19 protein-coding genes are annotated in these 22,517 nt (G+C 72.8%); 6 read left to right on the plus strand and 13 right to left on the minus strand.

Going from position 1 to position 22,517, the window contains the following annotated elements; translation table 11 throughout:
* The first annotated feature begins 607 nt into the window (after window positions 1-607).
* Complete coding sequence (trpS, locus tag ACZ6IM_RS32315) at window positions 608-1,618, plus strand: tryptophan--tRNA ligase (protein WP_052843893.1); 1,011 nt, start codon at window positions 608-610, stop codon at window positions 1,616-1,618.
* A gap of 34 nt (window positions 1,619-1,652) precedes the next feature.
* Here trpS and proC read toward each other — a convergent pair whose 3' ends face one another.
* The 7 genes from proC to ACZ6IM_RS32350 all read right to left on the minus strand — a co-directional run bounded on the left by proC (window position 1,653) and on the right by ACZ6IM_RS32350 (window position 7,326).
* Window positions 1,653-2,465 carry a pyrroline-5-carboxylate reductase gene (gene proC / locus ACZ6IM_RS32320; protein ID WP_052843892.1) on the minus strand — a complete coding sequence of 271 codons (813 nt, stop codon included), beginning with the start codon at window positions 2,463-2,465 and terminating at the stop codon, window positions 1,653-1,655.
* A gap of 200 nt (window positions 2,466-2,665) precedes the next feature.
* Window positions 2,666-3,457: an ABC transporter permease gene (locus ACZ6IM_RS32325; RefSeq protein ID WP_469561452.1), complete on the minus strand. Its 792-nt coding sequence runs from the start codon at window positions 3,455-3,457 to the stop codon at window positions 2,666-2,668.
* Window positions 3,454-4,284 carry an ABC transporter ATP-binding protein gene (locus ACZ6IM_RS32330; RefSeq protein ID WP_469561455.1) on the minus strand — a complete coding sequence of 277 codons (831 nt, stop codon included), beginning with the start codon at window positions 4,282-4,284 and terminating at the stop codon, window positions 3,454-3,456. Before ACZ6IM_RS32330 ends, ACZ6IM_RS32325 begins: the two co-directional genes overlap by 4 nt.
* Before the next feature lie 42 nt (window positions 4,285-4,326).
* The gene (locus ACZ6IM_RS32335; RefSeq protein WP_469561457.1) at window positions 4,327-5,148 is read right to left on the minus strand and encodes a class I SAM-dependent methyltransferase; all 822 of its coding nucleotides are present in this window, start codon (window positions 5,146-5,148) and stop codon (window positions 4,327-4,329) included.
* A 430-nt stretch (window positions 5,149-5,578) separates the two neighbouring features.
* Window positions 5,579-6,082: an EamA/RhaT family transporter gene (locus tag ACZ6IM_RS32340; protein WP_469561460.1), complete on the minus strand. Its 504-nt coding sequence runs from the start codon at window positions 6,080-6,082 to the stop codon at window positions 5,579-5,581.
* 77 nt (window positions 6,083-6,159) lie between these two features.
* On the minus strand, window positions 6,160-6,846 hold the full coding sequence (locus ACZ6IM_RS32345) for a DUF4232 domain-containing protein (RefSeq protein ID WP_469561462.1): 687 nt from the start codon (window positions 6,844-6,846) through the stop codon (window positions 6,160-6,162).
* A 150-nt stretch (window positions 6,847-6,996) separates the two neighbouring features.
* Window positions 6,997-7,326 (minus strand): SH3 domain-containing protein, encoded by a 330-nt coding sequence (locus ACZ6IM_RS32350; RefSeq protein WP_052843500.1) that lies wholly within the window; start codon window positions 7,324-7,326, stop codon window positions 6,997-6,999.
* Window positions 7,327-7,510: 184 nt separating this feature from the next.
* Here ACZ6IM_RS32350 and ACZ6IM_RS32355 point away from each other — a divergent pair, with 184 nt between their 5' ends.
* Entirely contained in the window at window positions 7,511-9,664 is a 2,154-nt protein-coding gene (locus ACZ6IM_RS32355; RefSeq protein ID WP_052843502.1) for a serine/threonine-protein kinase, read from the plus strand.
* A gap of 27 nt (window positions 9,665-9,691) precedes the next feature.
* Here ACZ6IM_RS32355 and ilvD read toward each other — a convergent pair whose 3' ends face one another.
* The 4 genes from ilvD to ACZ6IM_RS32375 form a co-directional block, all read right to left on the minus strand.
* Window positions 9,692-11,545 carry a dihydroxy-acid dehydratase gene (gene ilvD / locus ACZ6IM_RS32360; protein WP_052843504.1) on the minus strand — a complete coding sequence of 618 codons (1,854 nt, stop codon included), beginning with the start codon at window positions 11,543-11,545 and terminating at the stop codon, window positions 9,692-9,694.
* Window positions 11,546-11,666: 121 nt separating this feature from the next.
* A complete protein-coding gene (locus ACZ6IM_RS32365; RefSeq protein WP_052843506.1) occupies window positions 11,667-12,281 on the minus strand; it encodes a TetR/AcrR family transcriptional regulator in 615 nt (204 codons plus the stop codon).
* Window positions 12,278-13,135 carry a sugar phosphate isomerase/epimerase family protein gene (locus ACZ6IM_RS32370; RefSeq protein WP_052843508.1) on the minus strand — a complete coding sequence of 286 codons (858 nt, stop codon included), beginning with the start codon at window positions 13,133-13,135 and terminating at the stop codon, window positions 12,278-12,280. The genes ACZ6IM_RS32365 and ACZ6IM_RS32370 overlap by 4 nt, the downstream gene beginning before the upstream one ends.
* A gap of 228 nt (window positions 13,136-13,363) precedes the next feature.
* On the minus strand, window positions 13,364-14,293 hold the full coding sequence (locus tag ACZ6IM_RS32375; RefSeq protein WP_052843510.1) for a Ppx/GppA family phosphatase: 930 nt from the start codon (window positions 14,291-14,293) through the stop codon (window positions 13,364-13,366).
* Window positions 14,294-14,376: 83 nt separating this feature from the next.
* Here ACZ6IM_RS32375 and ACZ6IM_RS32380 point away from each other — a divergent pair, with 83 nt between their 5' ends.
* On the plus strand, window positions 14,377-15,201 hold the full coding sequence (locus ACZ6IM_RS32380; RefSeq protein WP_469561468.1) for a DUF3109 family protein: 825 nt from the start codon (window positions 14,377-14,379) through the stop codon (window positions 15,199-15,201).
* 43 nt (window positions 15,202-15,244) lie between these two features.
* Here ACZ6IM_RS32380 and ACZ6IM_RS32385 read toward each other — a convergent pair whose 3' ends face one another.
* Complete coding sequence (locus tag ACZ6IM_RS32385) at window positions 15,245-17,035, minus strand: BACON domain-containing protein (protein WP_469561471.1); 1,791 nt, start codon at window positions 17,033-17,035, stop codon at window positions 15,245-15,247.
* 784 nt (window positions 17,036-17,819) lie between these two features.
* Between ACZ6IM_RS32385 and radA the strand changes: the two genes are divergently transcribed.
* Together radA and disA are read left to right on the plus strand one after the other, a co-directional pair.
* Window positions 17,820-19,229: a DNA repair protein RadA gene (gene radA / locus ACZ6IM_RS32390; protein WP_052843516.1), complete on the plus strand. Its 1,410-nt coding sequence runs from the start codon at window positions 17,820-17,822 to the stop codon at window positions 19,227-19,229.
* Between the two features lie 81 nt (window positions 19,230-19,310).
* A complete protein-coding gene (gene disA, locus ACZ6IM_RS32395) occupies window positions 19,311-20,435 on the plus strand; it encodes a DNA integrity scanning diadenylate cyclase DisA (RefSeq protein ID WP_030184212.1) in 1,125 nt (374 codons plus the stop codon).
* A gap of 36 nt (window positions 20,436-20,471) precedes the next feature.
* Here disA and ACZ6IM_RS32400 read toward each other — a convergent pair whose 3' ends face one another.
* Window positions 20,472-21,290: a hypothetical protein gene (locus tag ACZ6IM_RS32400; RefSeq protein ID WP_469561475.1), complete on the minus strand. Its 819-nt coding sequence runs from the start codon at window positions 21,288-21,290 to the stop codon at window positions 20,472-20,474.
* Between the two features lie 152 nt (window positions 21,291-21,442).
* Between ACZ6IM_RS32400 and ACZ6IM_RS32405 the strand changes: the two genes are divergently transcribed.
* Window positions 21,443-22,369, plus strand: coding sequence for an HhH-GPD family protein (locus tag ACZ6IM_RS32405; protein WP_052843518.1), 927 nt, complete (start codon window positions 21,443-21,445; stop codon window positions 22,367-22,369).
* Window positions 22,370-22,517: the final 148 nt, after the last annotated feature.

Consider the following 22,517-nt stretch of genomic DNA (forward strand, 5'->3'; position numbering starts at 1 on the left):
CTTCCCTTCGGTCTTGCGTTTCCGACTCTATCAGATCTTTCCGATCCGATTTCCTCGGTGCTTTCCAGGTTCCCGCTTTCGCGTTTCCCTTTCCGCCGATTCCGACTCTATCAGATCCTTTCGGTCCTGATTCCCCGTCAGAAGGGGTTGCCGTCCCGGCTGTTGGGCCGTTCCGACGAGATGAGACTCTAGCGGACTCCCGGCTCCCGAGCTAATCGGGGGCCGCGTTCTTTCGAACGTGGATTCCTCATTCCGTTAATACGCGCACCGACAGCACGACGACGCCGACAACGCGACTGTTCGTCGAAGTGTGGTGGGTACTTGCGGAATCGCTGTCCGGGGACCGACCGGGGTCGGCGCTCACGTCGGACAACTCGGAGAACACTAGGAGTGCCTGGCGGTCGTGTCAAATCCCGGGTGGGGCGGGCCGCGAAGGCGTACGGTGGGGCCGTGATGACGCGTACGTGCACCCAGCTCTGGCGGGCCGCCTGACGGCGGCCGTACGCACGTATGCACTCGACGGCCGCCGCTTCGGCGGCCGTTCTCGTATCTCCCTCCAGGAGGGGCGGCCGGCGGGTGGCGGCGGCCCTGACCAGGAGGTGGAGAGATGACACGGGTCTTCAGTGGGGTCAAGCCGACCGGGCACCTGACGCTGGGGAACTATCTGGGGGCCATGCGGCGGTGGGCCGCCGTGGACCAGCACCAGTCGGACGCTTTGTTCTGCGTGGTCGACCTGCACGCGCTGACCGTGGACCACGATCCGGCGCGGGTGCGCAGACTCAGCCGGCAGGCGGCGTCGCTGTTGCTGGCGGCGGGGCTCGATCCCGAGCTGTGCACCGTGTTCGTGCAGAGCCACGTGGACGAGCACGCCCGGCTGTCGTACGTACTGGAGTGCGTGGCGACCGACGGGGAGATGCGGCGGATGATCCAGTACAAGGAGAAGGCCTCGCGGGAACGGGAGCGGGGCGGGAGTGTGCGGCTGTCGCTGCTGACGTATCCCGTGCTGATGGCGGCCGACATCCTGGCGTACGGGACGGACGAGGTGCCGGTCGGGGACGACCAGACCCAGCACGTGGAGCTGGCGCGGGACCTCGCGGTGCGGTTCAACCAGCGGTACGGACACACGTTCGTGGTGCCGCGGGCGACCAGTCCGGCGCTGGCGGCCCGGGTCATGAATCTGCAGGAGCCCGCGTCGAAGATGGGCAAGAGCGACGATGTCGGGCCGGGGATCGTCTATCTGCTGGACGAGCCGGACGTGGTGCGGAAGAAGGTCGCGCGGGCCGTGACCGACAGCGGGAGAGAGGTCGTGTACGACCGGGAGGAGCGGCCGGGGCTCGCGAACCTGCTGGAGATCCTCGCGGCCTGCACGGGTGGGGAGCCGGCGGAGCTGGCGGGCGGTTACGACTCGTACGGCGCGCTGAAGAAGGACACCGCGGAGGCGGTCGTCGAGGTGCTGCGGCCCGTGCGGGAGCGGCACCAGGAGCTGTGCGCCGATCCCGGGTATGTCGAGGGTGTGCTCCGGGAGGGGGCCGAGAAGGCGCGGGCGGCGGCGCGGCCGACCGTGGACGCCGCCTACCGGGCGATCGGGCTGCTGCCGCCGGTGGACGCGGCCCGGTAGGCGCGGGGCCGGTCGGGGCCGGTTCGGCCGGTCGTCAGTCCTTGGTGCCGGAGGCCAGTTCGCGGCTGCGGTCGCGGGCGGCCTCCAAGGCGGCGATGAGGGCGGCGCGGACGCCGTGGTTCTCCAGTTCGCGAATGGCGTTGATGGTGGTGCCGGCGGGGGACGTGACGTTCTCGCGGAGCTTGACCGGGTGCTCGCCGCTGTCGCGGAGCATCTTCGCGGCGCCGATCGCGGACTGGACGATCAGGTCGTGGGCCTTGTCGCGGGGCAGGCCGAGGAGGATGCCGGCGTCCGTCATGGCCTCGACCAGGTAGAAGAAGTACGCCGGTCCCGAGCCGGAGAGGGCGGTGCAGGCGTCCTGCTGGGACTCGGGGACGCGGAGGGTCTTGCCGACGGCGCCGAAGATCTCCTCGGTGTGGGTCAGGTGGGCCTCGGTCGCGTGGGTGCCGGCCGAGATCACGGACATGGCCTCGTCGACGAGGGCCGGGGTGTTCGTCATGACGCGGACGACCGGGGTGCCGGGGGCGAGGCGCTCCTCGAAGAAGGAGGTGGGGATGCCCGCCGCACCGCTGATGACCAGGCGGTCGGCGGGGACGTGCGGGGCGAGTTCGTCGAGGAGGGTGCCCATGTCCTGGGGCTTCACCGTGAGGATCAGGGTGTCGGCGGTCTTGGCGGCCTCGGCGTTGGTGACCGGGGTGACTCCGTGGCGGGCGCGGAGTTCGTCGGCCCGCTCCCGGCGGCGGGCGGTGACCAGAAGGTCGGCGGGTGCCCAGCCGGCTCCGATCATGCCGCTGAGCAGGGCTTCGCCGATCTTGCCGGTGCCGAGGACTGCGACTTTCTGGGTCATGGGTTCGGTGCCCTCCGGTGCCCTGTCTGTTCTTGGGTGCGTCGTGCGTGCTGCGTCGTGCGTGCTGCGTCGTCCTTCGTCGTCATCCTCGCATTCAGGGGGGTGGGTGGGGCTTCGCGTCCAGTCCGCGGGACGGTGGCGGGTGGGGCGCTCGGGTTCCTTCGCCCCCGCCGCTCCTTCCCGTTCCTCGGGCTGGTCGGTCATGACGTTCGGCGTTTCAGGGTTGCCGCGCCCAGGGTCAGGACGAGCAGGGCGCAGCCGGCGACGATCAGGGCGTCGCGTACGAAGGTGGTGGTCATGTCGGTGTGGCGCAGGACCTCGTTCATGCCGTCGACGGCGTAGGACATGGGCAGGACGTCGGAGACGGCCTCCAGGGCCGGGTGCATGTTGTCGCGCGGGGTGAAGAGGCCGCAGAGGAGTAGTTGGGGGAAGATCACGGCCGGCATGAACTGGACCGCCTGGAATTCCGAGGCCGCGAAGGCCGAGACGAAGAGGCCGAGCGCGGTGCCCAGGAGGGCGTCGAGCAGGGCGACCAGGAGGAGGAGCCAGGGGCTGCCGACCACGTCCAGGCCCAGGAACCAGACCGCCAGGCCGGTGGCGAGGGCCGACTGGACGATGGCGAGGGCGCCGAAGGCCAGGGCGTAGCCGGAGATGAGGTCGCCTTTGCCGAGCGGCATGGCGAGGAGGCGTTCGAGAGTGCCGGAGGTGCGCTCGCGCAACGTCGCGATGGACGTGACCAGGAACATCGTGATCAGCGGGAAGATGCCGAGCAGCGAGGCGCCGATGTTGTCGAAGGTGCGCGGGCTGCCGTCGAAGACGTAGCGCAGCAGGAAGAGCATCACGCAGGGGATCAGCATCAGCAGGGCGATGGTGCGGGGGTCGTGGCTCAGCTGGCGCAGGACGCGGGCCGCGGTGGCTGTGGTGCGGGAGAGGCTCAGGGGGCGGGTGGGGGCCGGGGTGAGGGTGGGCGCGGGGGCCGTGGGCGTGGTCATCGGGTGGTCTCCTTCGTGCGGGCCGCCGCTTTCGCCTTCGCCTCGTCGACCAGGTGGAGGAACGCCTCCTCGACCGTCTCGGAGTCGGTACGGGTGCGCAGGGCGTCGGGGGTGTCGTCGGCGAGGACCTCGCCCTCGCGCATCAGGAGCAGCCGGTGGCAGCGCTCGGCCTCGTCCATGACGTGGGAGGAGACGAGGAGGGTGGCGCCGCGGTCGGTGGCGATGGAGTGGAAGAGGGCCCACAGGTCTCGGCGGAGTACGGGGTCGAGGCCGACCGTGGGTTCGTCGAGGACCAGGAGTTCGGGGGCGCCCAGGAGGGCCACGGCGAGGGAGACCCGGCTGCGCTGGCCGCCGGAGAGGTTGCCGGCCAGGGCGTCGGCGTGGGTGGTGAGGTCGACGTCGGAGACGACCCGGGTGACGTCCTCGCGGCGGCGGTCGGCGGCCTCTCGGCCGGGGTCGAGGATCCCGGCGAAGTAGTCCAGGTTCTGCCGGACGGTCAGGTCGTCGAAGACGGACGGGGCCTGGGTGACGTAGCCGATGCGGGTGCGCAGGGCCGGGTGGCCGGCCGGGCGGCCGAGGACGTCCAGGGTGCCGGTGACCTTGGACTGGGTGCCGACGATCGCCCGCATCAGGGTCGACTTGCCGCAGCCGGAGGGGCCGAGGAGGCCGGTGATGCGACCGCGCGGGACGGTGAAGCCGAGGCCCCGCAGGACGGTGCGGGTACCGCGGACGACGGTGAGGTCTTCGGCGTGGACGGCGGGCGGGGCGGGGCCGTCGCCGTGGGCTTCGGGTGGCCGGGAGGAGGGCTCGGTCGAGTAATTCATCATGTGATGAATAATCCTCCCGGGTGTCCGCGGCGTCAAGGGGCGTCAAGCCGTGGGGGTCGTCCCGATGAGGAGGTGGACGTCGTACGTCTCCTCGACGAGTCCGGCCGGGAAGACGGCCAGCAGGTGGCGGCGCTCCTCGGCGAAGAAGGCCGCGGCGCGTTCCTCGGTGTCGGTCAGGAAGACCGAGTGGCTGCCGAGGTTGGCCAGGTGGGTGTCGAGCGGGACGTGCCGGCTCCAGCGGATCTCGCGGTGGACGAAGCCGAGGTGGCCGGTGGGGTCGGCGAAGCGGGCGTCGAGGTTGCGCTTCTCGGCGGAGAGGTTCAGGTGTGCGAAGTGCCGGTCGATGCGTCGTCCCGAGTCCGCGATCCACGGCACGTCGTGGGCGTCGGTGTTCCACCACAGCGCCAGCGCGCCGCCCGGACGCAGCACGCGCAGCGCCTCCGGGACGGCCAGGGCGGGGTCGGTCCAGTGCCAGGCCTGGGCGTAGGTGAGGAGGTCGGCGGTGTGATCGGCCAGGGGGAGGGCGTTGCCGTTGCCCCGGACGATCGGCACGCCGGGGAGAGTGCGGCGGAACTCGGCGGCCATGCCGGCGCCGGGTTCCACGGCGATCACGTCGGCGCCGCGCTCGTGCAGGCGGGCGGTGGCGAGGCCCGTACCGGCACCGACGTCCACGACGCGGGCGCCCTTGAGGGGACGGCCGGTCAGCTCCTCCAGCGCGTCGAAGAGGGCGGGCGGGTAGGAGGGGCGGTTGGCGGCGTACTGGGCGGCGGCGTCGTTGAAGGAACGGGCACGGGCCGTGTGGTCGGCCTGTGTGGGAGCGGCTTCGGGAGTGGCCCGGTCGTCCGGGGTCGTCGGTGTCGTCATACGGCCATGGTGGCCGGGCGGGGCGGCGGGGCGTAGGGGGCCGCGGGTGGGGCGGACCGGCCGGTCAGGCACACGCGACCCCGGACGGACCCCATCAGCCGGTGAGGCAGAGGCGGCCACGGACGGACCGCACCAGCCGGTGAAGCACAGACGGTTCCGGACGGACCGGACCGGCCTGTTCAGGCACACGCGACCGCAGGTGGGCCGCACCAGCCGGTGAGACACACGGCCCCAGGCGGACCGCACCAGCCGGTCAAGCACACGCGACCCCGGACGGACCGCACCAGCCGGTGAGGCACAGGCGGCCCCGGGTGGGCAAAGGGGATGCGGAGGGGCGTCGGCGTTGCCGGGAGCGTTGACGGGGCGGGACTCCGGATGCTCGTTCTCTTCGCTCGCGGTGTCTCGGCTTCGGCGCCTTCGCGTGCTGCGCCTACTTCTGGCGGCGCTTCTTCGACGGGTTGCCCGAGCGGCGGGTGGTGCGCTTCTCGAACTCCTCTCGGGCCTTCTCGTACTCCTCGCGGTGCAGCTTCTCGCCCGGTGCCTCGGTGAAGGTGCGGAAGAAGTAGGCGAGCAGGGAGCCGACGAAGCCGATGGCGAGCAGGCCACGCATGGAGGCCTGGCGGTCGGGGTCGGGGCGGCTGGTGAAGCCGGACCAGGTGTGGCGGAAGGCCAGGGCGCTGCAGATCGCGAACATCACGATCATCAGCAGCGAGACGAAGCTGCCGATGTCGGCGATCTGGAGGCCCTGGTATGCGATGCGGAGCACGAAGCAGGCGGCGGCCGCCACGGCGAGGGAGCCCACGGCGAGGCCCGCCCGGCGGGCGGTGTAGCCGTGGTCGTGGTCCACCCAGGTCGTGCCGTAGAACCGGAGGGGTTCGGGGCGGGGGCCCGCGGGGGTGTCCGGGATGCCGTTCTTGCCGTTCGCTGCGCTCACGGGTCGATTATGGCGCCGGGGCGGCGCGGGCCCCGGGCGGGCCCGGCACAACCGGACGAGGCTCGCGGGGCGTGCGGTCAGCCGCCCTGGCCGGCGCTGCCGAGCGGGCCGACCCGCACCGGCGAGCCGGAGCCGTCCGTGGCGGGCAGGGTGGCACCGCCCGGCCAGTCGAGGGTGACCGACTTGGTCTCGTCCGGCGGGGTCACCACGAGGCCCGTGATGCGGACGCCGGAGCCGCCCGTGTCGTTGATCGGGTAGGTGATGCCGAAGGTCACCGTCTCCCCGTCCGCGAGGACGATCGAGGGGGCCGGCTCCCCCGTGCGCTCGGCCGACAGGGTGCCGGCGTTCGTCTTCAGGTCGACGCCCGCGTAGCCCGCGAGTGAGCAGTCCCGGCCGCCGCCGTTCTTCAGGTCCACCGCGACCGTGCCGTCGGTGTCGCCGTCGATGGTGGCGTCGATCGCCGTGATCTCCAGCTCGTCGGTGCGGCACTTGGCGGCCTTGCCGTTGTCGTCGGCACCGCCGGTGCCCCCGGTGCCGCCCGACCCGCCGGTGCCGCCGGTCCCGTTGGGGGTCTTGCCCGCGGAGTCCGTCCCGCCCCCCTGGTCCGAGCCGGCCGGTCCCGAGCCGCCGGTCGACGAGGACGCGGTGGAGGCGGCCGGCGGGGCGGCGCTCTGGTCCGTGCCGCCGTCATCGTTCTGGCAGGCCGTGAGCGAGAGACCGGCGGCGAGGGCCATGGCGGCGAGGGTCAGCTTGCGAACGCGCATCGTTGTCTACCTCAGAGTCGGTTGGCGTGCCGGGCCGCCCGTACCGATCGGTGCGAGCGGGCGCTTCTGATCACCTAGAGCCACTCGGCCCGGCACGCCGTTCCTCTCGGCAACCTCCTAATACGTCCCTAAGACAGCCCTGTTACAAGGTCAGCAGCGCGGGGCCACGTAACCGTCGCTGCCGGTGCGGATGTAGGTGTCGGAGACGTACTGGCCGCTGCCGATGTTGTCCCAGATGTTCGAGGTGCCGTAGGGGCCGGAGACCCACTGCCCCGTGCGCTGGCAGTTGATCGTGACCCTGGCGCCCTCGGGCAGGACCCGCACCACGGAGTAGTTGGTGCCCGGTCCGCTGCGGACCTTCAGGCGGTAGCCCGGCGCGACCGGGTAGGAGGCCGTGGCCGCCGCCGTGACGACTCCCTCGGCCTGCCCCGCCGCTCCCTCTTCGCCGCCGCCGGTGTTCTGGACCTGCTCGACAGACATGGACGAACTCCCCCCCGTTGAACCCCACGTCTTTCGCGGGGCACCGTTGATTCCCCAAGAACAAGCCATGAAACACCAGTTCGCAAGCCGCACACGCGGGTCGGCAGGCCGCCTCTGTCCCCCGCGCCCCATCGACTAGGCTCCGAGCAGCGCTCGCGCGAACGAACAGCACGGGGGTGGTTCCATGGCGCCGCAGCGGGATGCCGGAGCGGACGCGGAAGCGGAACTTCCGGAGTACGCCGGCCACTACCGGCTGGAGTCCCGCCTCGGCTCGGGCGGCATGGGCGTCGTACACCTCGCCCGCAGCACCTCGGGGATGCGCGTCGCGGTCAAGGTCGTGCACGCCACGTATGCCAGGGACCCCGAGTTCAGGGGGCGTTTCCGGCAGGAGGTGGCCGCGGCCCGGCGGGTGAGCGGGGCCTTCACGGCGCCGGTCGTGGACGCCGACCCGGAGGCCGGGCGGCCCTGGATGGCCACGCTGTACATCCCCGGTCCCACCCTCTCGGAGCACGTGAAGCGGAACGGGCCGATGGACGAGCCCCAGCTGCGCCGGCTGATGGCCGGGCTCGCCGAGGCGCTACGCGACATCCACCGGGTCGGTGTCGTGCACCGGGATCTGAAACCGAGCAACGTCCTGCTCGCCGAGGACGGCCCGAAGGTCATCGACTTCGGCATCTCCCGGCCGAAGGACAGCGAACTGCGCACCGAGACCGGGAAGTTGATCGGCACCCCGCCGTACATGGCGCCCGAGCAGTTCCGGCGGCCCCGGGAGGTGGGGCCCGCGGCCGACGTCTTCACCCTCGGTTCGCTGATGGTGCACGCGGCGACCGGCCGGGGGCCCTTCGACTCCGACAGCCCGTACGTCGTCGCCTACCAGGTCGTGCACGACGAGCCCGAGCTGACCGGCGTACCGGACTCGCTCGCGCCGCTGGTGCTGCGGTGTCTCGCCAAGGAGCCCGAGGACCGGCCGACGCCGGACGAGTTGATGCGGGAGCTGCGGTCGGTCGCGGCGGCCTACGACACCCAGGTGTTCATACCGGCACCGCGGACGGAACGGACCGGGGCCCCGGAGGAGACCGGTGCGGAACCCGCCCAGCGGGCCGCCGCCGAGCCGTCCGTACGGTCCGGGGGGTCCGAGCGGTCCGGGCGGCTCGTGCGACGGCTGGGGAAACGGTCGGCACTCGTCGCCGGGGCGTTGTGCCTTGCCGTGATCGGGGGCGTCGTGGCCGTGCAGGCGTTCGGCGGTGCCGAGCCCGCGCGCACGCCCACGGCGCAGAGCGCGTCGGGCGGGTTCGGGGCGTGGGAGGCGGTGCCCGCGGCGCAGGGCGGCGGGATGCCGCAGTGCTCGTACGCGGCGCGGCGGCTGTTGTGCGCGCGGCCCGGTCTGGTCTTCGCCCTCGACCCGGCCGACGGGAGCACGCTGTGGCGGCACCCCGTCGAGGAGGCCGTGCGGGGCGAACCGCCGGTCGTGTCGGGCGGGCTCGTGCAGCCCGAGGTCGGCCTGCTGGGTCCGCTGGAGGCGCTCGACCCCGCCACGGGTGAGCCGAAGTGGCAGCAGGACATGCCCGCGTACGACGGACTGCGCACCGTCGGCGACATGCTGCTGCTCACCCGCGCCGACGGGATGGTCACCGGCGTGGACGGCGCCTCGGGACGGACCCGGTGGACGCACCGGATCCCCGGGCAGGCGGTGCCCTACTTCACCTCGTTCGCCGGGGAGCGGCACCCGGCGGCGTACGCGACGAGCCAGAGCGCGGACGGGAAGCGGACCCGGGTCACCGCGGTGGACCCGGCGAGCGGGGACGTGCGCTGGGACGCGGAGCTGGCGGGGACGCTGACGCCCGTGGGGGCCGCGGACGGCGCCGTCTTCCTCGTCGCCGAGGGCGCGACCTACGGCGACGTCAGGACCGTGGTCCGCTACACGCCCGCCACCGGGGCGACCCGGCGGGTGACGCTGCCGATCCCGGTCGAGCAGGCGTCGGCGTCGGCGGGCGTGCGCGGGGACACCGTGTACCTCATGGGCGCGGGCGGTTCGCTGGTCGCCGTGGACATGGCGGCGGGGAAGCAGGCGTGGCGGCTGGAGACGGGCGTGAGCCGGGGCTCGGCGCCGGTCTCCGACGGGCGGCACGTGTACGTCACCGCGCCCGACGGGCGGCTCCTAGGCGTCGACGCGCGCGAGGGCAGACTCCTCGGGCAGACCCGGCCGCGGCTCGGCTCCGACTCCGACAAGGTGCCCGCGTCCCTTCCGGCCCCGCTGCTCGCGGGCGGGCACGTGTACGCCGGCGCGCCCGACGGGACGGTGTTCGGGGTGGCGGGGCGGGACCCGGGGGCCTGGTAGGCCGTCGCCCGGGTCCCCCGGCGGGTGTCAGCCCAGCTTGCTGACGTCGCGCACGGCGCCCCTGTCGGCGCTGGTGGCCATCGCGGCGTACGCCTTCAGGGCCGCGGAGACCTTGCGGTCGCGGTTCTTCGGGGCGTACACGCCGTTCAGGGCCTGCTCGCGGCGGGTCAGCTCGGCGTCGTCCACGAGCAGCTCGATGGAGCGGTTCGGGATGTCGATGCGGATGCGGTCGCCGTCCTCGACCAGGGCGATCGTGCCGCCGGCCGCCGCCTCCGGCGAGGCGTGGCCGATGGACAGGCCCGAGGTGCCGCCGGAGAAGCGGCCGTCGGTGACCAGGGCGCAGGCCTTGCCCAGGCCGCGGCCCTTCAGGTACGAGGTCGGGTAGAGCATCTCCTGCATGCCGGGGCCGCCCTTGGGGCCCTCGTAGCGGATGACGACGACGTCGCCCTCCTTGACCTGCTGGGTGAGGATCTTCTGGACGGCCTCCTCCTGCGACTCGCAGACGACGGCCGGGCCCTCGAAGGTCCAGATCGACTCGTCGACGCCGGCCGTCTTGACCACGCAGCCGTCCACGGCGAGGTTGCCGCGCAGGACCGCGAGGCCGCCGTCCTTGGAGTAGGCGTGCTCGACGGAGCGGATGCAGCCGCCCTCGGCGTCCTCGTCCAGGGAGTCCCAGCGCTCGGACTGGGAGAATGCCTCGGCGGAGCGGACGCAGCCGGGGGCCGCGTGCCACAGCTCGACCGCCTCCGGGGAGGGGGAGCCGCCGCGGATGTCCCAGGTCTTCAGCCAGTCGGAGAGCGACGGGCTGTGGACGGAGTGCACGTCCTCGTTGAGCAGGCCCCCGCGGTGCAGCTCGCCGAGGAGGGCGGGGATGCCGCCCGCGCGGTGCACGTCCTCCATGTAGTACGTGCGGTCCTTGGCGACGTTCGGCGCGACCTTGGCGAGGCACGGGACGCGGCGCGAGAGGGCGTCCATCTCGGTGAGGCCGTAGGGGACCTCCGCCTCCTGGGCGGCGGCCAGCAGGTGCAGGATCGTGTTGGTGGAGCCGCCCATCGCGATGTCGAGCGCCATGGCGTTCTCGAAGGCCGCGGGGGTGGCGATGTTGCGGGGCAGGACCGAGTCGTCGTCCTGCTCGTAGTAGCGGCGGGTCAGGTCCAGGACCGTGCGGGCGGCGTTCTCGTAGAGCGCCTTGCGGGCGGTGTGGGTGGCCAGGACCGAGCCGTTGCCGGGGAGGGAGAGGCCGATGGCCTCGGTGAGGCAGTTCATCGAGTTGGCGGTGAACATGCCGGAACAGGAGCCGCAGGTGGGGCAGGCGTTCTCCTCGATGCGGAGGATGTCGGCGTCGGAGATCTTCTCGTTGACCGCCTCCGACATCGCGTCGACCAGGTCGAGGGTGCGGACCGTGCCGTCGACCAGGGTGGCGCGGCCGGACTCCATCGGGCCGCCGGAGACGAAGACCGTCGGGATGTTCAGGCGGAGCGCCGCGTTGAGCATGCCCGGGGTGATCTTGTCGCAGTTGGAGATGCAGATCAGGGCGTCGGCGCAGTGCGCCTCGACCATGTACTCCACGCTGTCCGCGATCAGGTCGCGGGAGGGGAGGCTGTAGAGCATGCCGCCGTGGCCCATGGCGATGCCGTCGTCCACGGCGATCGTGTTGAACTCGCGCGGGATGCCGCCGGCCGCGACGACCGCCTCGCTGACGATCCGGCCGACCGGCGCCAGGTGCGTGTGGCCCGGCACGAACTCCGTGAAGCTGTTGGCGACGGCGATGATCGGCTTCCGCCCGATGTCCGCGCCGGGTACACCGGAGGCACGCATAAGGGCGCGGGCGCCCGCCATGTTGCGGCCGTGGGTGACTGTGCGGGACCTCAGTTCGGGCATCGTCGCTCGCTCCTTCGGAGAGTTATGACTGTCGTCGAGCGTACGCCGGTCATCCAGGGGTCGGGACGGGGTGTCCGGAATGCGGGACGCCTGTCTCGTCGTACGCCGTGGGCACGTGCTTTCAGGGGCCGGTGAGGTGCCCCTGTACGACCGGTGCCACGCGGGCGATGATCTGCTCCGCGTCCGCGGAGGCCAGCGGCTCCACCTTGATCACGTAGCGGAGCATCGCGCAGCCCACCAGCTGTGCCGCCGCCAGCTCGACGCGCAGCTCCGCGTCCGGCAGGCCCATCTGGGCGGCGACACGACGCAGCAGCTGGGCGGAGATGAGCCGGCGGAAGACGGCCGCGGCGGTCTCGTTGTTCACGGCGGAGCGGACGATGGCCAGCAGCGGGGTCCGGCTGGCCGGGTTCTCCCAGAGGCCGAGGATGAAGCGGGTGAGCCGCTCGCCGACCTCGTCGAGAGGGCCGTCGCCGATCGCTTCGGGGGCCTTCAGGGCGGGCGCGAAGGCGACCTCGATGGCCGCCTCGAAGACCTGCTCCTTGGTGCCGAAGTAGTGGTGGACCAGCGCGGGGTCCACGCCCGCGGCCTTGGCGATGCCGCGCACGGAGGTCTTGTCGTAACCGCGCTCGGAGAACTCCTCGCGGGCCGTGGTGAGGATGCGGTCGCGGGTGTCGGCGGACTCCGTACGGGGCGGGCGGCCGCGGCGCCGGGTGGCCCCGGCGGCGTCGTCGCTCACCGGCGGTCCGTCCTCGTCGCCGGGCCCCCCGGTACCGGGGACGCCGACTGCGCCAGGTGCAGACGGGTGAAGGCCAGCGCCTCGGCGAGATCGGCCTCGCGTTCGGCGCCGGACATCGCGCGCCTGGTGTTGACCTCGATGACGACGTGGCCGTCGAAGCCGGTGTGCGCGAGGTGCTCCAGCACTTCGGCGCAGGGCTGGTTGCCGCGGCCGGGGACGAGGTGCTCGTCCTTGGCGGAGCCACGGCCGTCGGCCAGGTGGACGTGGCCGAGGCGGTCGCTCATGCGGTCGAGCATGTCGAGGGCGTCGGTGCGGGAGGTGGCGGCGTGGCTGAGGTCGATCGTGAAGTGCCGGTAGTCGTCCTTCGTCACGTCCCAGTCGGGGGCGTACGCCTGCATCTCGCGGTCGCGGTAGCGCCAGGGGTACATGTTCTCCACGGCGAAGCGGACGTCCGTCTCGTCGGCCATCCGCCAGATGCCGTCGACGAAGTCCCGCGCGTACTGGCGCTGCCAGCGGAACGGGGGGTGGACCACCACGGTGCTCGCGCCGAGCTTCTCGGCGGCGGCGCGGGCGCGCTGGAGCTTGACCCAGGGGTCGGTGGACCAGACGCGCTGGGTGATGAGCAGGCACGGTGCGTGCACGGCGAGTATCGGCATGCGGTGGTAGTCGCTGAGCCTGCGCAGCGCCTCGATGTCCTGGCTGACCGGGTCCGTCCAGACCATCACCTCCACGCCGTCGTAACCGAGGCGCGCGGCGATCTCGAAGGCCGTCGCCGTCGACTCCGGATAGACGGAAGCCGTCGACAGGGCGACCTTCGTGTCAGGGATGCGGACGTCGTCCCTTGGTTTTGCCACGGGGGTCAGGGTACGGGGTGCGGGTCGAGGGCTGCGGGGGGCCTGATCGATGTTGTGGTGCGTGCCATAGGGGTGAGTGCCATGGGTGGGGGCCTTGGGGGTGGGGGTGCGTGGGGGATGGAGGTGCGTGGGGGTGGAGGTGCATGGGGGTGGAGGTGCATGGGGGGTGGGGGTGCGGGTGGGGTGGGGGTGCGGGTGGGGTGGGGGTGGGGGTGCGGGTGGGTGTCGTTACTGGCCCATGTGGTCCAGGCGACGCAGGATCACGCCCTCTCTGAGTGCCCACGGGCAGATTTCCAGGTTCTCCACGCGGAAGAGGTCCATCGCGGCCTCGGCCACCAGGGCGCCGGCCACGAGCTGGTGCGCCCTGCCCTCGGAGACGCCGGGGAGTTCGGCGCGCTCGCTGGCGGTCATGGCGGCCAGGCGGGGCACCCAGGCCTCCAGCGAGGCACGCTTCAGCTCGCGCTGGACGTAGAGGCCCTCGGCGGAGCGGGCGGCGCCGGTGATGCGGGCAAGCTGCCGGAAGGTCTTCGAGGTGGCGACCACGTGGTCGGGGGCGCCGAGGCGGCTGAACTCGCCGACGGTCCGGGCGATCTCCGTACGGACGTGGCGGCGCAGCGCCCTGACGTCGTCCGGGTGGGGCGGGTCGTCGGGCAGCCGGGCCGCGGTCAGCCGGCCCGCGCCGAGCGGCAGCGACACGGCGGCGTCCGGTTCCTCGTCGATGCCGTAGGCGATCTCCAGGGAGCCGCCGCCGATGTCGAGGACCAGCAGCCTGCCCGCGGACCAGCCGAACCAGCGGCGGGCGGCGAGGAAGGTGAGCCGGGCTTCCTCGGCGCCGCTGAGGACGGTCAGCTCGACGCCGGTCTCGGCGCGCACGCGCGCGAGGACGTCGTCGGCGTTGCTCGCCTCGCGCACGGCCGAGGTGGCGAACGGCAGCAGGTCCTCGACGCCCTTGTCCTCGGCGGCCTGGAGCGCCTCCCGGACCACCGCGGCCAGCCGGTCGACGCCGTCGGGGCCGATCGCACCGTCCTCGTCGAGGAGCTGGGCGAGGCGCAGTTCCACCTTGTGCGAGTGGGCGGGCAGCGGGCGGGCGCCCGGGTGCGCGTCCACCACCAGCAGATGCACCGTGTTCGAACCCACGTCGAGGACACCGAGTCTCATGTACGGAACGCTACTGCCGGCGATGCCCGCGGTGGTGCCGTCCTTGGTGCCGTCTTCGCGCTCGGGCGACTTACCCTGGAGCCGTGCCAAAGACGAAAAAGGCGAAGGACGAAAAGTCGGCCAAGAAGGATAAAAAGGGCGTACTGGGCGAAGCGGCGGGCGGCGAGAAGGGGCTCGACTTCGCGCGCGCGTGGGTGGAGTTTCCGGATCCGGCGGACGACGAGCAGGTCTTCCGCTGCGATCTGACATGGCTGACCTCCCGTTGGAACTGCATCTTCGGCAGCGGCTGCCAGGGCATCCAGGCGGGCCGCGCGGACGACGGGTGCTGCTCGCTGGGCGCGCACTTCTCCGACGAGGACGACGAGAAGCGGGTCGCCGGGCACGTGGCGAGGCTCACGCCGGACATCTGGCAGCACCACGCCGAGGGCACGCGGAACGGCTGGACCTCCGAGGACGACGAGGGCTCCCGGCAGACCCGGCCCTTCCAGGGCTCGTGCATCTTCCAGAACCGGCCGGGGTTCTCCGGGGGCGCGGGCTGCTCGCTGCACATCCTGGCGCTGAAGGAGGGCCGGGAGCCGCTGGAGACGAAGCCGGACGTGTGCTGGCAGCTGCCGGTCCGGCGGACGTACGAGTGGATCGACCGGCCCGACGACACGCGCGTGCTGCAGGTGTCCATCGGTGAGTACGACCGTCGGGGGTGGGGTCCGGGCGGCCACGACCTGCACTGGTGGTGCACCTCGGCGACCTCGGCGCACGGCGCGGGTGACCCGGTGTACGTGTCCTACCGGCCGGAGCTGATCGAGCTGATGGGCAAGGCGGGGTACGACCGGCTGGCCGAGCTGTGCGAGGAGCGGCTGGCCTCGCAGCTGCCGTTGCTGGCGCCGCATCCGGCCGACCCCGCTCGCTGAGACCGGTGCCCGGGCACGTGCCGCCCCGGGCACCGCGCCGGTCCTACGGGCCGGACGGGCTCGGGGTGCCGCTGTCACCGTCGCTCGGCGGGGGTGACGAGCCGTCCGTGCCACCGGTCGGGGACGGCTCCCCGGTCGTCGGCTCCGGGTCGGGCGACGTCGGCGGCGGGTCGTCGGTGGGCGTCGGGTCCGGATCGGTGGGCTGCGAGGTGGGCGGGTCCGGGTTCTGGCCCGGGTGGGACGGGGACGACGTGTCGTCGGGCGGGCTCGGGCGGGTCCCGACCGGGCGGGACGGGGCGGGTGCGGGGCCGTACCCCTCGATGGCCACGACGGCTCCGGCGGGCGACACGGTCACCCGTGCGCGCCAGTGGCCGGACGGCTCGCGCAGGTGGTCGACGTACACCCTGACCGTCACGGCATCGCCGGGGCGCAGGGTGCCCGAGGACTGGCTCAGGTAGAGCCAGGAGGCGCCGACGGACATGGACCAGCGCACCGGGGTGTCGCCGGTCGCGGTCAGGGTGACCAGCGTGGTGTCGCCGTCGTGGCCTGCCGTCACGCCGAGGTGGCCGGCGCCCTTCGCGGCGGCGCCGGAGACTCCGACGACCTCCACGGAGACGTCGGCCTCGCCGTTCTTGCCGAAGCCGGTGCCCGGGGTGGTGCTCGCGTTGCCGGCGTTCTCGTACCCGTAGCCGCCGCCCGCCGACTCGCCCTCCAGACCGTCCGGGTTCTGCGCCTCGCTGGCGCTGGCCGAGCGGCCCTCCTCGCCCTCGACGACGGGGGTGCCCCGGTAGGCCGCCCACAGGGCGAGCACGGGGGCCGCCACGACGGTGGCGACGACGGTGGTGGTGACGGCGCGGGCGCGCATACGGTCGCGCCGGGCCGCGCGGTCCTTGGGGTCCATCGGGAAGCCGCGCCGGTCGAAGCGGGGGGCGCTGCCGCGCGCGCGGGAGGTGTGGGCCGGGGTTCTGTGGAGCGCGGCGCGGGGGGCCTCCAGGACGGGCAGCTCGGCGGGGGTGACGCTGGTGCCGGGCCAGCGGCCTGGGACCGCGCGCTCGGCGGTCCGGCGGCAGCGGGGGCAGTCGTCGACGTGCCGGACCAGCTCACGGCGCAGGGCGCTGCTCAGGACGTAGCGGTTGTCGCCGGTGAGGCGGGCGACGCCGGAGCAGGTGCCGGTCTCCACCACGGCCAGGGCGGCGCGGGTGCGTTCCACCTCGCAGGCGGCCGAGGCGAGCAGTTCGCGGGTGGTGGGGAGGTCCATGCCTAGGACGGCGGCGACCTCTCGGGGGGCGAGGTGGTGGCGCACGGCGAGTTCGAGGGCCTCGCGCTGCTCGGGGGTGGTGCCGGCGGCCTCCGGCCAGGCCAGGAGGGCGAGTTCGCTGCGGTGTCGCTGGTCGGTCTCGTCGTGGACGGGGGTGGGGGTGGGGGTTTCGGGGGTGGTGCTGATGGTGGGGGTGGCGGGCGGCCTGGGGCGGCCTGCGGCGTGGCTGCTCGGACGTTTCTGCTTGGCCTCGGCCAGCTTGCGCAGACAGGACCAGCGGGCCAGGGCGTAGAGCCAGGCCCTGCGGTCGGCCGCGGAACCGGGGGCGCGGTGGCCGCGGCGCTCGGCGAGCGCGAGGACGTCGCCCAGGGCGGCGGTCGCGGCGTCGTGGTCGCAGAGCACGGACAGGCAGTACGTGAACAGGCCGTCCAGATACGCGTCGTACGCGGCGTATCGCGCGGGCGGACGCTGCGCCGGCGGCTGCGCCAGCGCCCTCGCCGCTGCGCGGTCACGCGCTTCCCGGTGCGCCCGGTGTGCGCCGGTCGTGCGGGTCGTGGTTTCCGGACTGCTCCTCATCACTCGGCGACCGTAGGGGGCTATGGGTGGCGCGAACTGGCGCGTTGGGCACTTTTAATCCGTACGGGTGAAACGATCCCTCATAAGGGGACAGGAAGCTGTTCTTCCGTGGCCGGGAGGGGGTGGAGGTCGTCCGTTCGGGGTGCCTGCGGCTCCTGTGCGGCTCCGGTGGGGGGTGCCTGCGGCGCCTGTGCGGGTTCGGTGGGGGTGCGCGGTGCGCGGTGGGTTCGGTGGGTGGGTCGGGGCCGTGCCGGGGGGTGTCCGTCCTCGGAACGGCGCGGAATCGGTCGGCCACAGATCTCCCCCGGCGTTGACGCGCCAACCGCTGCGGGCGGACACCCCCCGACACGGCCCCTTCTCGCCGTACGCGACTGCGGCCCGCCGACGCCCGCGCTGCCCCGGCCCGCCGTACGCGGCTGCGGCCCGCCGACGCCCGCGCTGCCCCGGTCCGCCGTACGCGGCTCTCCCGCCGCGTCGCCATGCCGCCCCGGCTGCCGGCCGTCGCCCGTCGCCCTCGCTGCGGGCAGTCGCCATGCCACTTAGCTGCGGGCAGTCGCGCCGCTGGGGCGATGGGGGTCCCCCCGCTCGAGCGAAGCCGAGAGTGGGGGAGGGTGGGCGCAGCGGCACCCCGTTGCGCCGGGCCGCGCTCCCCTCGCGTTCGCACCCGCGCCGGGCACCTTGCTACGCCGGGCCGCGCGACCCACTCCCGCGCCCACATCCGCGCCGGACGACCGTCGAATGGACCGCTGGGGGTGGTGTCAGTGGGGGCGGTTACGGTTCGTGCATGGCTGCCCGTACGAAGTCCGCCAAGGAACGGCCGTCCTACCGCTGCACCGAGTGCGGCTGGCAGACGGCCAAGTGGCTCGGCCGCTGCCCCGAATGCCAGGCATGGGGCACGGTCGAGGAGTACGGTGCGCCCGCCGTGCGTACGACCGCCCCGGGGCGCGTGACCACCTCCGCGGTGCCGATCGGGCAGGTCGACGGCCGGCAGGCGACCGCTCGCTCCACCGGTGTGCCCGAGCTGGACCGGGTGCTCGGGGGCGGGCTGGTGCCCGGGGCCGTGGTGCTGGTCGCCGGTGAGCCCGGGGTCGGCAAGTCCACGCTGCTGCTGGACGTGGCGGCCAAGGCGGCGAGCGAGGACCACCGGACGCTCTATGTCACCGGTGAGGAGTCGGCCAGCCAGGTGCGGCTGCGGGCCGACCGGATCCACGCCATCGACGACCATCTGTATCTCACCGCCGAGACGGACCTCGCGGCGGTGCTCGGGCACCTGGACGCCGTCAAGCCGTCGCTGCTCATCCTGGACTCCGTGCAGACCGTCGCCTCCCCCGAGATCGACGGTGCTCCGGGCGGCATGGCGCAGGTGCGGGAGGTGGCCGGGGCGCTGATCCGCGCCTCCAAGGAGCGCGGCATGTCCACGCTGCTCGTGGGCCATGTCACCAAGGACGGGGCCATCGCGGGGCCCCGGCTGCTGGAGCACCTCGTGGACGTCGTGCTGCATTTCGAGGGCGACCGGCATGCGCGGCTGAGGCTGGTGCGGGGGGTCAAGAACCGGTACGGGACGACGGACGAGGTCGGCTGCTTCGAGCTGCACGACGAAGGGATCACGGGGCTTGCCGATCCCAGCGGACTCTTCCTCACCCGGCGGGCCGAGCCGGTGCCCGGTACCTGTCTGACCGTCACCCTGGAGGGGCGCCGGCCGCTGGTCGCCGAGGTGCAGGCGCTGACCGTGGACTCGCAGATTCCGTCGCCGCGGCGTACGACTTCGGGGCTCGAGACCTCGCGGGTGTCGATGATGCTGGCCGTGCTGGAGCAGCGCGGGCGCATCAGCGCGCTGGGCAAAAGGGACATCTACAGCGCGACGGTGGGTGGGGTGAAGCTCTCCGAGCCGGCCGCCGACCTCGCCATCGCGCTGGCGTTGGCGAGTGCGGCCAGTGACACTCCGCTGCCCAAGAACCTCGTCGCGATCGGCGAAGTCGGCCTCGCCGGAGAGGTGAGACGGGTCACGGGGGTGCAGCGCAGGCTCTCCGAAGCCCACCGGCTGGGCTTCACGCACGCCCTGGTACCGGCCGATCCGGGCAGGGTCCCTGACGGCATGAAGGTCCTGGAAGTCGCGGACATGGGCGACGCCCTGCGGGTGCTTCCGCGCTCGCGTCGGCGAGAGGCCCCACGGGAGGAGGAGGACCGCCGGTAGACTTTGCCCTGGTCTCGCCCGTCCGTACGACCGAGTGTGCGACGCGGGAGCGCCAGAAGAACCTGCGACCGGAGGAGTGCAGTGGCAGCCAACGACCGGGCAGCAGCTCCCGGAAAGTCCGGTGGGAGTGCCGGTGCCGATGGCCTGATGCGCGCCTCACTGAGCGCCGTGGCGCCCGGCACCCCGCTGCGCGACGGCCTGGAGCGGGTCCTGCGCGGCAACACCGGCGGTCTGATCGTGCTGGGTTCCGACAAGACCGTCGAGCAGATGTGCACGGGCGGTTTCGTGCTGGATGTCGAGTTCACCGCGACCCGGCTGCGGGAGCTGTGCAAGCTCGACGGCGGCATCGTGCTGTCCTCGGACCTGTCGAAGATCCTGCGGGCGGGGGTGCAGCTCCTTCCCGACCCGACCATTCCCACGGAGGAGACCGGTACGCGGCACCGTACGGCGGACCGGGTCAGCAAGCAGGTCGGGTTCCCCGTCGTGTCGGTCTCGCAGTCGATGCGGCTGATCGCCCTGTACGTGGACGGGCAGCGGCGGGTGCTGGAGGATTCGGCGGCGATCCTGTCGCGGGCCAATCAGGCGCTGGCGACCCTGGAGCGGTACAAGCTGCGGCTCGACGAGGTCGCGGGCACCCTGTCGGCGCTGGAGATCGAGGACCTGGTGACGGTGCGGGACGTCTCGGCGGTCGCGCAGCGGCTCGAGATGGTGCGCCGGATCGCCACCGAGATCGCCGAGTACGTGGTGGAGCTGGGGACGGACGGGCGGCTGCTGGCGCTGCAGTTGGACGAGTTGATCGCCGGTGTGGAGCCGGAGCGCGAGCTGGTGGTGCGGGACTACGTGCCCGAGCCGACCGCGAAGCGGTCGCGGACCGTCGACGAGGCGCTCGCCGAGCTGGACAAGCTCAGCCACGCCGAGCTGCTGGAACTCTCCACGGTGGCGCGCGCCTTGGGATACACCGGGTCGCCCGAGACGCTGGACTCCGCGGTCTCGCCGCGCGGCTTCCGGCTGCTGGCCAAGGTGCCGCGGCTGCCGGGCGCGATCATCGACCGGCTCGTGGAGCACTTCGGCGGTCTGCAGAAGCTGCTCGCCGCCAGTGTCGACGACCTCCAGACCGTGGACGGCGTCGGCGAGGCGCGGGCCCGCAGCGTGCGGGAGGGGCTGTCGCGGCTGGCGGAGTCGTCGATCCTGGAGCGCTACGTCTGACACGCGGCGGGCCCGAGGGAGTGGCCGCGCGTTGCGTCAGTCGTTCTTCAGGACGAAGGACGTCTGGACCTTCTCGAAGCCGGGCGCCTTGGCCTCCACCAGGTAGGTGCCCGCCTTGGCCGAACCCGCCTGCGGCGTAGCGCACTCGGGGGCGCTCGGCTTGCGGTCCCACTTCACGGTGTAGGTGATGCCGCTGCCGGCGGCCACCCGGTAGCGCAGGCTGCCCGCGCCCTCGACGCAGTCGTCGGAGGCCCAGTAGGCGTCGTCGCCGCTGGCCGGAGTGATCGTGAACACCGCGTGCTTCGGGCCGAGATCGACCTTGCAGTCGCTGCCGGAGGTGTTCCGCGCGGTCAGTTCGAAGGCGGGGGTCTGTCCGGGCGAGTAGCTGTTGCGGACGCTGCGCAGACTCAACTTCACCGCACCCGGAGTGCAGTTGGGCAGGGCCGACCCGGTCGGCAGTGTGTCGTCCGCGCCGACGCCGGTCACCGCGCCGCCGCCACCTCCGGCGCTGCCCGATCCCTCGTCGCCACCGCCGGACTCGCCGCCGCCGGACCCGGAACCGTCACCGCCGGAACTCGGTCCGGAACCGGAGCCGTTGGAGTCCCCCGACTCGTCGCGTCCACCCGGTGCCTGGCTGATCGCCGGACCCGAACCCGAGGGGCCCGGGGTGATCGAGGGCGCCGGGTTCTTGCCGTTGGCCCCGTCGTCCCGGCCCTTGCCGCCGTCCCCGCCGCCGGAGACCACGATCCACGTGATCAACAGCGCCAACAGGGCGAAAAGAGACAGCAGTACGGCCCTCCTTCGCCAGTAGATGGAGGAGGGAAGCGGCCCGACCGGATTGCGCAGAGATCCCACGGCGCAAACTGTACGAGAGATCGGCGCGTTCACTTGTCCCACCCGCCGTTCGGCCCGCAACTTTTACGGATCATCATTCCGGAGACCGCCCGGGACCCACCCGGTGGCGGTGTTCCCGCGCGGAGGCCCTCCCATGGCAGGATCGGAGGGTCATGACTGCGCCCACGAAGCCCTCGCCAGGCGGACCCCCCGACCCCGCCGCGTCCGGTGTGCCGCTGCACGCCCCCGTCATCGACTGGTTCGACGAGCACGCCCGCGATCTGCCGTGGCGGCGCCCAGAGGCCGGTGCCTGGGGCGTGATGGTCAGTGAGTTCATGCTCCAGCAGACTCCGGTCAGCCGCGTCCAGCCCGTCTACGAGCAGTGGCTGGCCCGCTGGCCGCGCCCCGCCGACCTCGCCGCCGAGGCGCCCGGCGAGGCCGTGCGTGCCTGGGGCCGGCTCGGCTACCCGCGCCGCGCCCTGCGCCTGCACGGCGCCGCCGCGGCCATAACGGAACGGCACGGCGGCGACGTACCCTCCGACCACGCCCAGTTGCTGGCGCTGCCCGGCATCGGCGAGTACACGGCCGCGGCGGTCGCCTCCTTCGCCTACGGCCAGCGGCACGCCGTACTGGACACCAACGTCCGCCGGGTCCTCGCGCGCGCGGTGACCGGCGTGCAGTACCCGCCGAACGCCACCACCGCCGCCGAGCGGAAGCTGGCCCGGGCGCTGCTGCCCGCCGAGGAGGCGAGCGCCGCCCGCTGGGCCGCCGCCTCGATGGAGCTGGGCGCGCTGGTCTGCACGGCGAAGAACGAGTCCTGCCACCGCTGCCCGATCGCGGCCCAGTGCGCCTGGCGGCTGGCCGGCAAGCCCGCCCACGACGGTCCGCCACGACGCGGCCAGACGTACGCGGGCACCGACCGGCAGGTGCGCGGGCGGCTGCTCGCGGTGCTGCGGGACGCGGCCGGGCCGGTGTCGCAGGCGGCCCTCGACCAGGTGTGGCAGGAACCGGTGCAGCGCGCCCGCGCCCTGGACGGTCTGGTGGCCGACGGTCTGGTGGAGCCGCTGGCGGACGGGTTGTACCGGCTGCCGCTGAGCTGACACACGGCAGCTCCCGCGACGCCTTTGTGACGGCACCCATATCGGACCCATCACCCGATGTCGACATCAAGTGGTTCGTTCATTTGCCCGGTTCCTCCTTCCGTTACACAACCGACGGACAGCCGAGGGTTTGCCGCAGGCTGCTTCG

Source organism: Streptomyces sp. NPDC042336 (assembly GCF_055581985.1).